Source organism: Streptomyces sp. NPDC004065 (assembly GCF_044903565.1).
Taxonomy (GTDB): domain Bacteria; phylum Actinomycetota; class Actinomycetes; order Streptomycetales; family Streptomycetaceae; genus Streptomyces.
The window spans coordinates 45,184-59,285 of record NZ_JBJDQT010000040.1 but is presented as its reverse complement, the minus strand read 5'-3'; the positions used below and the strand labels follow the sequence as shown (position 1 = coordinate 59,285).

The window sequence follows — 14,102 nt, the reverse complement described above, 5'->3', positions numbered from 1 at the left end:
CGGCATCGCCCGCCTGCACAACCTCGTCCTTGCCGGGTGACGCAGAAACCAGCAGGCCAACACACACGTCAAAGATCATTTACGGGACAGCCCTTAGCCAATCCAGCCCGCTCTTCTTGCGTATCCCCGGTACATGCGTGCCGCGTACGGCGTCGTAGACGCGGCGGAAGGCAGCTTCCTTCATCAGGGCCTGCTGCCGGGCGCGTAGGTCACGAATCCTGTCCATGCGGGCGGTCTCGGCGTCGAGGAAGTCGGCGATGCGGCGCTGCACGTCCAGAGGTGGGAGCGGCAGAGGAAAACTCTGAATCTTGTTGCTATTGGTGGATGCCAGGTTTGTGGTTCTTGTTCCTGTGCTCTCGAAGTAGTGCCGTCCATACAAGGACTGGGTCAAATAGGCAAGAAACCGACCGCTGAGCCTGTTTGGATCGGGGCGAATTGCGAAGATGTGATTCTGGTGCAGGCACCCCTCGATTTCGCCCCGCCAGACCGTTCCACGGCCTAGCTTGTCCAAGTCCCCGCCTTCGGTCATCAGGACGTCACCAGGGCGCAGCGTGCTGCGTTGGGCCATGCTTCGGGGCACGGTGATCTCTGAGACGGATTCGAGGTTCAGGCTCCCTGCTTGGACGTTGGCGACGCGCAAGTAGGGGCGTGTGACGACGTCCCCTGTGACATCTCTTTTTGCGTCGACGGTTAGCCCGTTCTGCAAGCGGGCCACGTAGCCGAGGCGCACCAGCTCGTAGGTGTCGGGGAACCTGAGAGAGCTCGGCTCGTAGGATGAGGTGCTCACTGGGCCACTTCTCCGAGTAGAGCCTGGATTTCGGTCTCAAGGGCCTTTAGCTCGGCGTCGATCTCCGCCAGCGGCCGCGGCGGCTCGTACACGTAGAAGTGCCGAGTGAACGGAATCTCGTACCCGACCTTCGTCTTGCTGTGGTCGATCCACGCGTCCGGTACGTGCGGGTGGACCTCCCGCGCCAGGTACTCCTCGACGTCCTCGCCGAGCGGCACGTTCTCGTAGTCCCGCAGCTCCGCGTCCGGCTCGGGCTGGCCCTTGACGAGTTGGACCTCGCCTTCTGGGTCCCGTACCCCGATGACGTCCCGCAGCGCCTTGTTGAACGGCGCCCCCGTGGGCCACGTCCCGCCGGCCTGGACCACCGCGTCCTTCAATGCGAGCCAGGCCTCCTGCCTGGTACCCCAGCTCGTGCCCATCAGGGACTTGAAGGCTTCCGCCAGGACGGCAGCCTGCGGCAGCTTCTGGATCACCTTGGATGCCTCCAGCGCCGCCAGCGTCTCCTCCGTGATCTCGAACCGCAGCTTCAGCGGGCGTTCCACCGTGATCCGCTGGTAGCCGAAGTCCTCGTTCCAGAAGACCTTCACCTTGCCGTGGAGAGGGTGCTCCGCGTCCCCCGCCACGGCCAGGGCCTCGCCGTACAGCTTGACCACCGTGGCGATGTGGTCCTTGCCCAGCTCCTTGCGCTTGTCGCCCAGCGACTTCCGCATCTTCTGCCACTGGTCGCGGGCGTCCAGCAGCACGACCTTGCCCTTGTGGTCCGGGCTCTTCCTGTTCGTCAGGATCCAGAAGTACGTGGAGATGCCGGTGTTGTAGAAGAGCTGGTCCGGCAGGGCGACGATGCCCTCCAGCCAGTCGTTCTCCAGGATCCAGCGGCGGATCTCCGACTCGCCCGAGCCGGCCGCGCCCGTGAAGAGGGGTGAGCCGTTGAAGACGATCGCCAGGCGCGAGCCGCCCCCACCGTCCACATCCACCGGCTTCATCTTCGAGATCATGTGCTGGAGGAACAGCAGCGAGCCGTCGTTGATGCGCGGCAGCCCCGCCCCGAAACGGCCGGCCTCGCCGAGCTGCTTGTGCTCGGCCTCGACCTCGTCCTTGACCTTCTTCCACTCCACGCCGAACGGCGGGTTGGCCAGCATGTAGTCGAAGGTCTTGCGGGCGTGGCCGTCGTCGGAGAAGGAGTTGCCGAAGGCGATGTTCTCCGGGTCCTGGCCCTTGATCATGAGGTCGGACCGGCAGATCGCCCAGGACTCGGGGTTGAGCTCCTGGCCGTACACCTCCACCGTGGCATCCGGGTTCAGCTCCGTGATCAGATCGTCCATCGCGGAGAGCATGCCGCCCGTGCCGCAGGCCGGGTCGAGGACCGTACGTACCGCGCCGGGGAGCTGGAGCGCGTCGCCGTCGGGGGCGACGAGCAGCCGCACCATGAGCTGGATGACCTCACGCGGCGTGAAGTGCTCACCGGCCGTCTCGTTGGACTGCTCGGAGAAGCGGCGGATCAACTCCTCGAAGATGTAACCCATGTTGTGGTTGGGCACGACCTCGGGACGCAGGTCCAGGTCGGTGAACTTGCCGATGACCTGGTAGAGCAGCCCGGCGCCGTCCAGCCGCTTGATCTGCTGGGCGAACTCGAAGCGGTCCAGCACGCCGCGGGCGTTGTCGGAGAACGCGCCCACGTACACCGCGAGGTTCTTCGCCGCGTTCTGCGGGTCCGCGGCGATCTTCTTCAGGGTGAGCGTGGACGTGTTGTAGAAGGCGTGGCCGGAAGCCTTGCGGAGGAACTTGTCCGCGACGATGTCCTGGCCCTCGAACTTCGCCAGGGTCTCCGTGACCTTCTCGCGCGTGGGTTCCAGCACGCACTCCAGTCGCCGCAGCACCGTGAACGGCAGGATGACCTTGCCGTAGTCGGACTGCTTGTAGTCCCCCCGCAGGAGATCGGCGACGGACCACGCGTGGTTCGCCAACTCCGTGTGCTTGCTGCTGTTCAAGACTTCTTCCGCTTCCCTTCCGGGGCCGGTACGGGTGACTGTGAGTGAGGTGGGCGGGGATGATCCCCGGCAGGCTCCGGCACCAGTTGCCCGCCCGTGAGCCCCCGGCTCACGAGCCGTGCCGTCTCCTCGGCCAAGTCCCGCGCGCGCCGCGCCTGTTCACGCAGCGCCTCCACATGCCGGAAGGCCTCGCCGTACCGGCGCTGCTCCTCCAGCGGCAGCAACGGTACGCGCAGCCGCCCCGGGCTGAGGTGGAGTGACGAGCTGCCGGTCGAGGCGCCGGCCAGGTTGGCCTCGGAGCTGAGGAAGCCGAGGAGGAACCAGGGGTCCAGCCGTGCCGGGTCCGGACGGAACAGGTGGACGCCCGCGCCGAGCAGGGCGCCGGCCTCCGCCTCGCCCGCGACCCGGGCCACGGGGCCGGTGCCGCTGATCAGGTTGCGGACCAGGACGTCGCCCGCGGCGATCTCCGGCATCTGCTCCGCCTGCACATCCAGGGCCTGCCCTGTCGGCCCGGTCCCGCGGGCTATGTCGCCGCCCGTCAGAACGGGCGGGCGTTCCCCGCCGCCGGCCCCCGCCTCCGCGTCCTCCGCCTCGGCGGCCATCGCCCGAGGCGAGACCGGAACCGCGCGCAGGACCTTCAGCGCCCCGCCCCGGGCCAGGTCCGCGACCGTGGCCGTACGCCACTCGCGGGCCGAAGCGCCCGCCGCGTCCCACGAGGCCGTGCCGACCAGGTCGGTCACCGTCCGCACCGCCGCCGCCAGTCCTTCGCGGGCCGCCGCGGCCTCGCGGGCCAGGTCCTGCGGGTCGATGTCCGCCTGCGAGGCGCGCACGTGCCGGGCCGGGGTCACGTCGACGACCTCGTCGAGCAGGTCCACCACGCTCACCGCCCGCGCCACACCGGCCCGCGCCTCGAACCCGTCCGGGTCGGCGGAGTACGCCGTCCACGCGGAGAGGATCTGCTCGGTCACCCGTGCCCAGTCCACCGAACCCGAACGGCTACCGCCGCGTCCCGGCGCCGACGGCTCGCCCGCCGTGTCGACGAAGAGCACCGACTGGTACGCCGGGCGCGTCGGCTCCGGGCGTTGCAGCACCCACACCTGAAGGCCGATGTGGAGCGGGATCGCCGCCCCGGGCGGCAGGGCCGCCACCGCGCGCAGCGCGCCGCTGCGGATCAGCTCGGCGCGGATGCGGCGGCCGGAGGAGCGGGACGCCGTGGCCGGCGGGAGGAGCAGTACGGCGTGGCCGCCCGGTTCCAGGTGGGCCAGCGCGTGCTGCACCCAGGCCAGTTCGGACTCGGCGCGCGGCGGGAAACCGTACGCCCAGCGCGAGTCGTAGGCCAGTTCGTCGTGGCCCCAGTCCCGGTCGCCGTAGGGCGGGTTGCACAGTACGGCGTCGGCGGTGAGGTCGGGGAAGGCGTCGGCGCGCAGGCTGTCGCCCGTGCGCACGGTGACGTCCGTGCCCTCCCCGGCCGTCAGGGTCAGGCCGACCGCGGTGCGCCGGGCCTGGACGGGAAGGCTGTCCTGCCCGTACAGCTCGCGCGCGCCGCGCGCCGCCGCGGCCGTCAGCAGGGTGCCGCTGCCGCAGGCGGGGTCGAGGACGCGGGCGGGGGAGCCCGGGACCAGGCGGGCCAGCAGGTCGGCGAGCGGGGCCGGGGTGCGGTAGGCGCCGCTGGCGGCGCTGTCCTCCAGTTCCCTCTCCGCCAGTACGCCCAGCGCCGTCTGCGCGCTCTCGTCGCGGACGCACAGCAGCAGGGCGCGCAGGACCGCGGTGTCGGGGGCGGTGAACCGGACGGGTTCCGTGTCCGGCACCACGTCCGCGACCCCGGCCGCCGCGTCGTTGGCCTGCTTCACCAGGTCGGCGTCGGGCAGCGCGAGCAGCCGGGTCAGGTCCTCGGCGGGGCGGCGGGCCGCCGCCAGGACGAGTACGAGCAGGTCGGACGCGCCGGCGCCGGCCTGCTCACGCAGGCGCAGGGTGGTGCGCAGCTCCCCGCTGGGCGTGGCCGCCGTGTGCTGGCCGCGCGAGGCGAGCCAGGCGCGGACCTCCTCCAGGTCGTACAGCGGGCTGCTGTCCGTACCCCCCGAGGGGGCGGGGAAGTCGTCGTGCCGGCGACGCCAGTTGCTGACGGTGGCGCGCGTGACGCCCGCGATGCGGGAGATCTCGGCGGCTGTCACCTGAGCGAGTGGTGGGGGTGGCTGCGGCATGAATGAGTCCTGGCTCCGATGGTCGGCGTGGTCACACCCTACAGCGCGAGTCAACTCCTGAAAACTGTTGGACAGTGCTTTCACGGTCATGCTTTTATGGAGGCGCTTCCGAAGGTGAGCGGTCTCCCCGGCGTGAAGCGCTGCTTCGCATGCCGCAGCCATGTCCCGTGTCCGTGGTCCCGTGTCCGTGCACGCCCGGTTCCGCGTCCTGCCCGATCCCGATCCCGATCCCCGGCCACTTCCGCGTAATGCCGGGGGATGTGCGGGCTCTCTCTCCCGTCTCACGTCGTCCTCCCTCCTTGTCCACTCGTGTCCACAGAAGGAACGAACTCATGAGCCACCCGACCATCACCGGCAGAACCGTCATCGCCGTGGCCGCGGCAATCGTGGGCTGCTGCTCCCTGTCCGCCTGCTCCGGCATCGGCGGCCGGCAGACGGACACCGCGCCGCCGGACGCCGCCGTCACCGCCTCGCAGGACACCAAGAACAGCGACGACGCGCAGGACACGCAGGACGACTCCGACAGCGACACCTTCACCGTCGCCCTGGACAAGACCGCCACGTGGAACAACGGCGTCAAGGCGCACCTGAGCGGTTTCCGCCGGGGCACCTCCGGCGAGTACGCCAGCCCCTCCCGCAAGGCCTATCTGGCCTTCTCCGTGACCCTGCAGAACGGCTCCAAGTCCTCGGTCGACCTGAGCATGGTCAGCCTGTCCTGCCCGGACGGCGCGGAGGAGGTCTTCGACACGGACGCCGGCTTCAGTGGCACGCCGGACACCCACCTGCTGCCGGGCAAGTCGCAGACCTGGAAGGCGGCCTGCGTGTTCCCCAGGACGGCCAGGGACGCCCAGATCGAGATCATGCCGACCGACACCTCCGGATCGGGCTGGTACCGCACGGCCATCTTCACCGGCCAGGTGCGGTAGCGCGGACCGCGGACGGGCCCCCGCCGTGCCCGCCGTGCCCCGCCGTCGTCTCCGCACGGCCGTGGCTCATGCCCGCGGCCGGCATCGGGCGCACCCCGGTGCCGGCCCCACGGCCTCGCCCCGTCCCGTCCTGCCCCGTCCCGTCCCGCCCCGTCCCGTCCCGTCCTGCCCCGTCCCGCCCGGCCGGGCCCCATCACACGCCATGTGCGGCCCCGCTCTCCATCCCTCGCGACCCGGGAGGCCCTTGTGACGATCACCGAGCACACCGAGCACGCCGAGCACACCGAACTGGTCCGTCGCTTCGCCGACGACTTCACCGCCCTGCAGGAGGCCGTCCTCGCGCGAATGAACGGACTGTGCGCTCCGGAGACCGCCGCCGCCCTGGAACACGCCTCGCTCGCCGGTCCCATCACCATCGCCCTCGCCCACGCCGACGTCCTCGCCCGCGGAGCCGTCCGGCGCGCGGAGCTCTCGGCTCAGCCCCCCGAGCGGCTGCGCCGGCTGCGCGCGCACGCGCGCACCGTGCGCCGGGCCCGGTCACAGGCGGAGTCCGCGTACAAGGAGCGGCGTTCCGATCGCCTCAAGAACCGCGCCAGGCCGGCCGACACGCTGGAACTGAGGGTGGCGCGCAGGGCGTTCCCGGCAGCCTTCGCCGAGGCGCTGCGCCAGGAACTCCGCGACAGGGGGCTGCCGGACGGCACACCGCAGGCGCCGGAGGGCGAACTGGCCCGGTGGGCCTGGGACCGCGGAGCGGTGAGCGACGAACTGCCGGCACCCGTGCGCGAACTGCTGGACTGCGACGACGACACGTTCGTCCAGGCCCTGCTGCGCGATGCCCGGGAGGAAGAGAACCCGTACCTCCCGCACGACGCGGTGGTCGAACGGTGGAGCCGCCATGCCCGTGCCGCGCTGGCCTGGGGCCGCTACGCCATCGGCCGGACCGAACGCGCCGTACTCGCCTGCGCCCTTCCCGCACGGCGCACCCGGCTCGACGCGCTGGACGACGCCTACCAGGACGCCGCGATCCTCGCCGCCCGCTCACGCGAAGCCGTGCTCCGGGTCACGGACCTCCACGACCGGATGAGGGCCTGCCTGACCACGGGGCCCGCCGCGGAGCTCATCGCACAGTGCCGCGCCGCCGCCCTGGCGCGCTTCGCCGGCACCGAACCCGAGTCGTGGCGGCGTGTGCGTGAGCTGACCGTGACGCACCAGGCGCACTGCCCCGAACGGGCCGACGGCTGCCCGCACTGTCACGGTGCTCTCGCCGCCCTCCTCGCCGCTGCGCCTCCCGCCGATCCGGGCGACGACCCTGGCGACGACGGGGACGGCGATCACCCGGCGGCCGTGGATCCGGCGGCCGTGGATCCGGCCGACGCCGATCGCTACGCACTGCTCGCCGACCTGCCCGACACCGCCGTCGTGGCGGTCGCCGACGCCGCGGTCGGGGAGGAGTCCGCACTGTGCGGCTACGGCTGGGCCGCCGAGGACGGGACCACCGGATACGGCGACTCCCTGGCCTCGAGCAGCGGTGAGGCCGAGGTCATCGGTATCTGCGCCGCCGCCCTCGGCCTCCTCGAGCACCATCAGGACGCACCCGTGGTTCTCCTCTGCGACAGCGTCCAGGCGGTCGACGCGGTCGGCACGGTCCTGCGCTCCGCCGACCCGGCAGCCGCGCACCGCACCCTCCTGTTCCCGGAGAGCCGGCGGCTGATGGAACGCCTGCTGTGCCACCGCCACCGGGTTCAGGTCCGCTGGCTGAAGGGGCACATCGGGCACGACCTGAACGAAACCGCCGACGCCCTCGCCCGCCTCGCCCTCCGCCGCGCCGGCGGCCGCATCTCCGCCCCGGCCGCCCGCAAGGAGGAGGCACGCATCCTGCGCGCGCTCGACCCCGGGACCCGCCGCTTCCGGGCCGCCGCGTGAGCCCGTGGCCCGATCCACGATCGTGGCCCTCGTCGCGCACGCGGCCCCGGCGGCAGCGCCCCCTCAGCTGTCGAAGTCGACCGTCAGCGTCTCGGAGACGGGGTAGCTCTGGCAGGTGAGGACGTAGCCCGCGTCCACCTCGGCCGGTTCCAGAGCGTAGTTGCGGCGCATGTCCGCCTCGCCCTCGGTGATGTGGGCGCGGCAGGTGCCGCAGACGCCGCCCTTGCAGGCGAAGGGCAGGTCGGGGCGGACCCGGGAGGCGGCGTCGAGGATGGTGGTGCCGCGCGGGAGCGCGGAGGTGGTGGAGCGGCCGTCCAGGACGACGGTGACCTCGCTGACCGGTCCGTCGGCGCGCGGCTCCTCGTGGCGTACGGTCACGGGCTCCTCGCCGGCGAAGAACAGCTCCTGGTGGACGCGTTCCGCGGGCACGCCCAGTCCGGCCAGCACCCGGCGGGCGTCGAGGACCATGCCGTGCGGGCCGCACAGCCACCAGTGGTCGGCGTCGGTGACGTCGACCAGCGCGTCGACGAGCGCGGCCAGGCGCTCGGCGTCCAGGCGGCCGGTCAGCAGCTCGGCCTCGCGCGGTTCGCGGGACAGCACGTGCGCGAGCTGGAACCGGGCGGGGTGCAGGTCCTTCAGGTCGGCCAGCTCGTCGGCGAACATCACGGAGCCGGTGCGCCGGTTGCCGTAGAAGAGGGTGACCCGGGAGCGGTCGTCGGCGGCGAGGACCGACTCGGCGATGGAGAGCATCGGCGTGATGCCGGAGCCGGCCGCGATCAGCACATGGTGGCCGGGCGTGCTCAGGTCGGGGGTGAAGGCGCCGGTCGGGGCCATCACCTCCACGGTGTCGCCGGGCCGCACCTCGTGCACCAGCCAGGAGGAGAACAGGCCGCCGGGGACCGCGCGGACGCCGATCCGGGGCCGGGACCCCACGGGGGAGCAGATGGAGTACGAGCGCCGCTCGTCCCGGCCGTCCACCAGGCGCCGCAGGGTGAGCGACTGGCCGGGCGCGAAGGCGAACTCCGCGGCCAGTTCGTCGGGCACGTCGAAGCTCACCGCGACCGCGTCCTCGCACAGCCGGTCCACGGCCGCCACCCGCAGGGTGTGGAAGGCCGGGCGGCGGCGCGGGCGCCGGACCGCGGCGGGCGCGGCGTCGGCGCGGGCGGTTCCGGCGGGGGCCAACACGTCCTCCATCGGATCAGATCTCCTTGACGTACTCGAACGGTTCGCGGCAGGCCCGGCAGCGCCACAGCGCCTTGCAGGAGGTGGCGCCGAAGCGGGAGGTCTCCTCCGTGTCCGTGGCGCCGCAGCGCGGGCACGGCACCACGCGCCGGGTGGGGGACAGCACCAGCGGCACGGGCCCGGGCGCCGGGCGCGGCGCGGGCCCCGGGGGCGCGATGCCGTGCTCGGCGAGCTTGCGGCGGCCCTCGGCGGTGATCCAGTCGGTGGTCCACGGCGGGTCGAGGACCGTGCGCACCCGTACGTCCCGGTAGCCGGCGTCCTTCAGCCGGGCGGCCACCTCGGCCCGCATCTCCGCCATGGCCGGGCACCCGGAGTAGGTCGGCGTGAGGTCGGCGACGACCGTGCCGTCGTCCGTCACCGTCACCTCGCGCAGCACACCGAGGTCGGCGAGGGTGAGCATGGGCAGCTCCGGGTCGGGCACCTGCTCGGCGATGCGCCGGGCCCGCCGGGTGTCGGTGTCGGTGTCGGTGAGGGCGGTCACCATGTCGCCTCCGGGTGGGCGCGGGCCACGCTCTGCAGCTCCGCCAGCAGCGGGGCGAGGTGCTCGGTGTGCTCGCCGGCGCGTCCGGAGCCGGAGCCGACGCCGACGCCGGAGCCGATGCCGGAGCCGGCCGCCGCCGCGGGCACCTGGGGCAGCGGCAGGCCCGCGGCCCCGGCGACCTGCTCCAGCACGGCGAGCACGTTCTCCCTCGCGTCGTGGGCGGCGAACAGCTCGCCCAGGTACGGCGTCACCCGCTCCAGTCCGGCCCGCATCCGGCGGTGGGACTCCTCGGTGCCGTCGCCGAGCCGCACCACCCACTCGGCCGCGTACTGCCGGTGGTAGGTCAGTTCCTTCACGCCCTTGGCGGCGACGGCGGCGAGCACCGGGTCGGGACTGGCGGCCAGCCGCTCGAAGTGGTCCAGGCGCCAGGCCGAGAGCACCAGCAGCCGCGCCATGGAGAACGCGAAGTCCTCGTTGGGCAGTTCGGCCAGGTGTACGTTGCGGAAGTCGTCCGCGTCGCGGAAGTAGGCGTAGGCGTCCTCGCCGCGGCCGGTGCCGTCGACCTGGCCGCAGCGGGCGTACAGCAGCCGGGCCTGGCCCAGCAGGTCCAGCCCGATGTTGGCGAGGGCCACCTCCTCCTCCAGCTCCGGCGCGCGGGTGGTCCACTCGGCCAGCCGCTGGGCCGTCACGAGGGCGTCGTCGCCGAGCGCCAGACAGCACGCGGCCAGCTCCGCCCGGTCGACGCCGTCCGGCACCTCGGTGCTCACACCGTGCAGCGGGTCCTCGAAGCCGGTCCCGAACGCCCAGCGGGCGTCGCTGTCGTCGTGTCCCTCGGCCAGGGACAGGAAGACGTGATCGTCGCTCATGGCCCGCTCCTAGATGTGGGGGACGTCGTCGGGGATGTCGTAGAAGGTGGGGTGCCGGTAGACCTTGTCGGCGCTGGGGTCGAAGAAGGGGTCCTTCTCGTCGCGGGTGGAGGCGGTGATGTGCTCCGAGCGCACCACCCAGATGCTCACGCCCTCGTTGCGCCGGGTGTACAGGTCGCGGGCGTGGGTGAGCGCCATCCGGTCGTCGGCGGCGTGCAGGGAGCCGACGTGGACGTGGTTGAGTCCGCGCTTGCCGCGCACGAAGACCTCGTACAGCGGCCAGCCGTCCCTCTTCGCCGGCGTGCCGGTCGTGTGCGTGTGCGTGTGCGTGCCGGTCGTCTCCGTCGGCGTGCCGCTGGTGTCCTTCGGCGTGCCGGTCGTGTGCGTGTGCGTGCCGGTCGTCTCCGTCGGCGTGCCGCTCGTGTCCGTGTGCGCGTCGTTCGTGTTCGTGTGCGCGTCGCTCATGCCGCTGCTCCCTTCCCGGCCCGGGCGGCCTGCTTGGCGGCGTGCGCGGCCGCGGCCTCGCGCACCCAGGCGCCCTCCTCGTGCGCGGCCCGGCGCCGCTCCACACGTTCGGCGTTGCACGGCCCTTCGCCGCTGATCACCCGCTTGAACTCGGCCCAGTCGGGGGTGCCGAAGTCGTGCCGGCCGCGCTCCTCGTTCCAGCGCAGCTCGGGGTCGGGCAGGGTGACGCCGAGCTTCTTTGCCTGCGGCACGGTCATGTCGACGAAGCGCTGGCGCAGCTCGTCGTTGCTGTGCCGCTTGATCTTCCAGGCCATGGACTGCGCCGAGTTGGGGGAGTCGTCGTCGGGCGGACCGAACATCATCAGCGAGGGCCACCACCAGCGGTTCACCGCGTCCTGGACCATCTCGCGCTGGCCGTCGGTGCCGTGCATCATGGTCATCAGCAGCTCGTAGCCCTGCCGCTGGTGGAAGGACTCCTCCTTGCAGATGCGGACCATGGCGCGCGCGTACGGGCCGTAGGAGCTGCGGCACAGGGGGACCTGGTTGCAGATGGCGGCGCCGTCCACGAACCAGCCGATCACGCCGACGTCGGCGAAGGTCAGGGTCGGGTAGTTGAAGATCGACGAGTACTTCTGGCGCCCCTCGATCAGCCGCTCGGTGAGGTCCGTGCGCTCCGCGCCCAGCGTCTCGGCCGCGGAGTACAGGTACAGCCCGTGGCCGGCCTCGTCCTGGACCTTGGCGAACAGGATCGCCTTGCGGCGCAGGGACGGCGCGCGGGTGATCCAGTCGCCCTCCGGCTGCATGCCGATGATCTCCGAGTGCGCGTGCTGCGCGATCTGCCGGATCAGCGTCCTGCGGTAGCCCTCGGGCATCCAGTCCCTCGGCTCGATCCGCTGGTCGCGCGCGATCGTCTCGTCGAAGCGCTCCTGGAGCGCGGGCGGCGCCGCGTCCACCGCGGGCGATCCGGCCTGCCGTGCAGTCATTCCCACCACCTGTCCCAACCGACCGTTCGTTCGGTTGCATGATATGACGAGTCCCCCCGATTGGGGAAGTCAAGGCGGCGATCAAAGGCGAGGCGCCGAGGGGCCTCCCGGAGGGCCGTCAGGTCTCTTGACAAGCCTCTTCGAGCCTCTTGACACGGGTGGAAGCGGCCTGGATTACTTGGCCTCTGCATACAACCGAATGGTCGGTCGGGGCATTCATGTCGGATACACCTGTACGGGCCCGTCCTGCTGCGGAGGGCCCGGTCGAAACGATGTTCAGCGCGGACGCGGCGTCCCGCCGGCTGGGCATCGAGCTTGTGGAACACGGCGAGGGGACGGCCGTGCTGCGCATGAGCGTGACCGCGGCCATGGTCAACGGCCACGGGATCGCCCACGGCGGCTACCTCTTCCTCTTCGCCGACACCGCCTTCGCGTGCGCCTGCAACAGCCACGGCCCGGTGACCGTGGCCGCCGGGGCGGACATCGACTTCGTCGCCCCGGTGCACGAGGGCGACGTACTGACCGCCGTCGCCCGGGAGCGGACCCGGTTCGGACGCAGCGGCATCTACGACGTGACGGTGACGCGCGGCGGCGAGGTCGTCGCGGAGTTCCGCGGCCGCAGCCGCACGCTCAGGGGCGGTACGTCCGCCGGTACATCCAAGGAGTCGTGATGAACACGGAACAGCCGACGACGACGCCGGCCGCCGGGACTGCCGAGGCCACCGGGGCGGCGGGGACTACCGGGACTGCCAGGACCGCTGCTGGGGCCGCCGGGGCCGCCCGCCGGGCGGAACCCTGCCCCGGGGACCTGCTGGACGCCGCCGAGAACCTGTCGCGCGAGGAGCTGCTCGACCTGCAGCTGAGCCGGCTCAGGGCGACGCTGCGGCACGCCTACGACAACGTGGAGCCGTACCGGAAGAAGCTCGACGAGGCCGGTCTCGCGCCGGAGGACTGCCGCACGCCGGCCGACCTCGCCCGCTTCCCCTTCACCACGAAGGCCGATCTGCGGGACACCTACCCTTTCGGCATGTTCGCCGTCCCCATGTCCGACGTCCGTCGCATCCACGCCTCCAGCGGGACCACCGGCCGCCCCACCGTCGTCGGCTACACGGAGAACGACCTGTCCAACTGGTCGGACCTGATGGCCCGTTCGATCCGCGCCGCCGGCGGGCGCCCGGGCCACAAGGTGCACATCAGCTACGGCTACGGCCTGTTCACCGGCGGACTCGGGGCGCACTACGGCGCCGAGCGGGCCGGGTGCACCGTCATCCCCGCCTCGGGAGGCATGACGGCCCGTCAGGTCCAGATCATCCAGGACTTCCGGCCCGAGATCATCATGATCACCCCGTCCTACATGCTCACCCTGCTCGACGAGTTCGAGCGGCAGGGCGTCGACCCCCGCTCCACCTCGCTGCGGGTCGGCATCTTCGGGGCCGAGCCGTGGACGGAGGAGATGCGCCGCGAGATCGAGGAGCGCATGGACATCGACGCCGTCGACATCTACGGCCTGTCCGAGGTGATGGGACCGGGCGTCGCCCAGGAGTGCGTGGAGACCAAGGACGGCCTGCACGTGTGGGAGGACCACTTCTACCCGGAGATCGTCGACCCGATCACGGGTGAGGCGCTGCCCGACGGCGAGACCGGCGAACTCGTCCTCACCTCGCTCACCAAGGAGGCGCTGCCGATCATCCGGTACCGCACCCGCGACCTGACCCGGCTGCTGCCCGGCACGGCCCGCCCGGCCTTCCGTCGCATCGAGAAGATCACCGGCCGCAGCGACGACATGATCATCCTGCGCGGGGTGAACGTCTTCCCCAGCCAGATCGAGGAGATCGTCGTCCGCACGCCCGGCGTGGCCCCGCACTTCCAGATCCAGTTGAGCCGCAAGGGCCGTATGGACCACATAACGCTCCTCGTCGAGGCGCGTCCCGGCAGCGGCCCCGAGCAGCGCGAGGCCGCCGCGCAGACGATCGCCCGAGGGGTCAAGGACGGCGTCGGGGTGAGCGTGGAGGTCCGGATCGTGGACCCGGAAACCCTGGAGCGCTCCCTCGGCAAACTCCGCCGGGTGAAGGACCTGCGCACGTCCTGAGCGGGGGCGACCGGGGGACAGGGTGACGGCCGGAGGGCCGGGTGAGCGGGTGACGGCTGGAGGGCCGGGTGAGCGGGTGACGGCTGGAGGGCCGGGTGACCGGGTGAGCGGGTGACGGCCGGAGGGCCGACGGTCGCGTACGAGCACCGCC

12 protein-coding genes are annotated in these 14,102 nt (G+C 71.9%); 4 read left to right on the top strand and 8 right to left on the bottom strand.

All coding sequences use genetic code 11. The features are described 5' to 3' along the window. Positions 1-79: 79 nt before the first annotated feature. Genes ACI2LW_RS31075 through ACI2LW_RS31065 form a run of 3 tightly spaced genes read right to left on the bottom strand, consistent with a single transcriptional unit; the run spans position 80 to position 4,976 of the window. On the bottom strand, positions 80-787 hold the full coding sequence (locus tag ACI2LW_RS31075; RefSeq protein WP_404734583.1) for a restriction endonuclease subunit S: 708 nt from the start codon (positions 785-787) through the stop codon (positions 80-82). Further along, positions 784-2,775 (bottom strand): N-6 DNA methylase, encoded by a 1,992-nt coding sequence (locus ACI2LW_RS31070; RefSeq protein WP_404734582.1) that lies wholly within the window; start codon positions 2,773-2,775, stop codon positions 784-786. The genes ACI2LW_RS31075 and ACI2LW_RS31070 overlap by 4 nt, the downstream gene beginning before the upstream one ends. After that, positions 2,772-4,976 (bottom strand): N-6 DNA methylase, encoded by a 2,205-nt coding sequence (locus tag ACI2LW_RS31065; RefSeq protein ID WP_404734581.1) that lies wholly within the window; start codon positions 4,974-4,976, stop codon positions 2,772-2,774. Before ACI2LW_RS31065 ends, ACI2LW_RS31070 begins: the two co-directional genes overlap by 4 nt. 332 nt (positions 4,977-5,308) lie before the next feature. Here ACI2LW_RS31065 and ACI2LW_RS31060 point away from each other — a divergent pair, with 332 nt between their 5' ends. Further along, positions 5,309-5,902, top strand: coding sequence for a hypothetical protein (locus ACI2LW_RS31060; RefSeq protein ID WP_404734580.1), 594 nt, complete (start codon positions 5,309-5,311; stop codon positions 5,900-5,902). A 246-nt stretch (positions 5,903-6,148) separates the two neighbouring features. Continuing rightward, positions 6,149-7,825, top strand: a complete 1,677-nt coding sequence (locus ACI2LW_RS31055) for an RNase H family protein (RefSeq protein ID WP_404734579.1) — start codon at positions 6,149-6,151, stop codon at positions 7,823-7,825. Between the two features lie 63 nt (positions 7,826-7,888). Here the strand turns inward: ACI2LW_RS31055 and paaE are convergent, their stop codons facing one another. The 5 genes from paaE to paaA all read right to left on the bottom strand — a co-directional run bounded on the left by paaE (position 7,889) and on the right by paaA (position 11,862). Next, positions 7,889-9,019, bottom strand: a complete 1,131-nt coding sequence (gene paaE, locus ACI2LW_RS31050) for a 1,2-phenylacetyl-CoA epoxidase subunit PaaE (RefSeq protein WP_404734578.1) — start codon at positions 9,017-9,019, stop codon at positions 7,889-7,891. 4 nt (positions 9,020-9,023) lie between these two features. Further along, positions 9,024-9,551, bottom strand: coding sequence for a 1,2-phenylacetyl-CoA epoxidase subunit PaaD (gene paaD, locus ACI2LW_RS31045; RefSeq protein WP_404734577.1), 528 nt, complete (start codon positions 9,549-9,551; stop codon positions 9,024-9,026). Further along, positions 9,545-10,414 carry a 1,2-phenylacetyl-CoA epoxidase subunit PaaC gene (paaC, locus tag ACI2LW_RS31040; protein WP_404734576.1) on the bottom strand — a complete coding sequence of 290 codons (870 nt, stop codon included), beginning with the start codon at positions 10,412-10,414 and terminating at the stop codon, positions 9,545-9,547. Before paaC ends, paaD begins: the two co-directional genes overlap by 7 nt. A gap of 9 nt (positions 10,415-10,423) precedes the next feature. Then, on the bottom strand, positions 10,424-10,690 hold the full coding sequence (gene paaB / locus ACI2LW_RS31035; protein WP_404734588.1) for a 1,2-phenylacetyl-CoA epoxidase subunit PaaB: 267 nt from the start codon (positions 10,688-10,690) through the stop codon (positions 10,424-10,426). A gap of 185 nt (positions 10,691-10,875) precedes the next feature. Next, the gene (gene paaA / locus ACI2LW_RS31030) at positions 10,876-11,862 is read right to left on the bottom strand and encodes a 1,2-phenylacetyl-CoA epoxidase subunit PaaA (protein WP_404734575.1); all 987 of its coding nucleotides are present in this window, start codon (positions 11,860-11,862) and stop codon (positions 10,876-10,878) included. 272 nt (positions 11,863-12,134) lie between these two features. Here paaA and paaI point away from each other — a divergent pair, with 272 nt between their 5' ends. Both paaI and paaK read left to right on the top strand, forming a co-directional pair. Beyond that, entirely contained in the window at positions 12,135-12,533 is a 399-nt protein-coding gene (gene paaI, locus ACI2LW_RS31025; protein ID WP_404734574.1) for a hydroxyphenylacetyl-CoA thioesterase PaaI, read from the top strand. Further along, positions 12,533-13,951: a phenylacetate--CoA ligase PaaK gene (gene paaK / locus ACI2LW_RS31020; protein ID WP_404734573.1), complete on the top strand. Its 1,419-nt coding sequence runs from the start codon at positions 12,533-12,535 to the stop codon at positions 13,949-13,951. The genes paaI and paaK overlap by 1 nt, the downstream gene beginning before the upstream one ends. Positions 13,952-14,102: the final 151 nt, after the last annotated feature.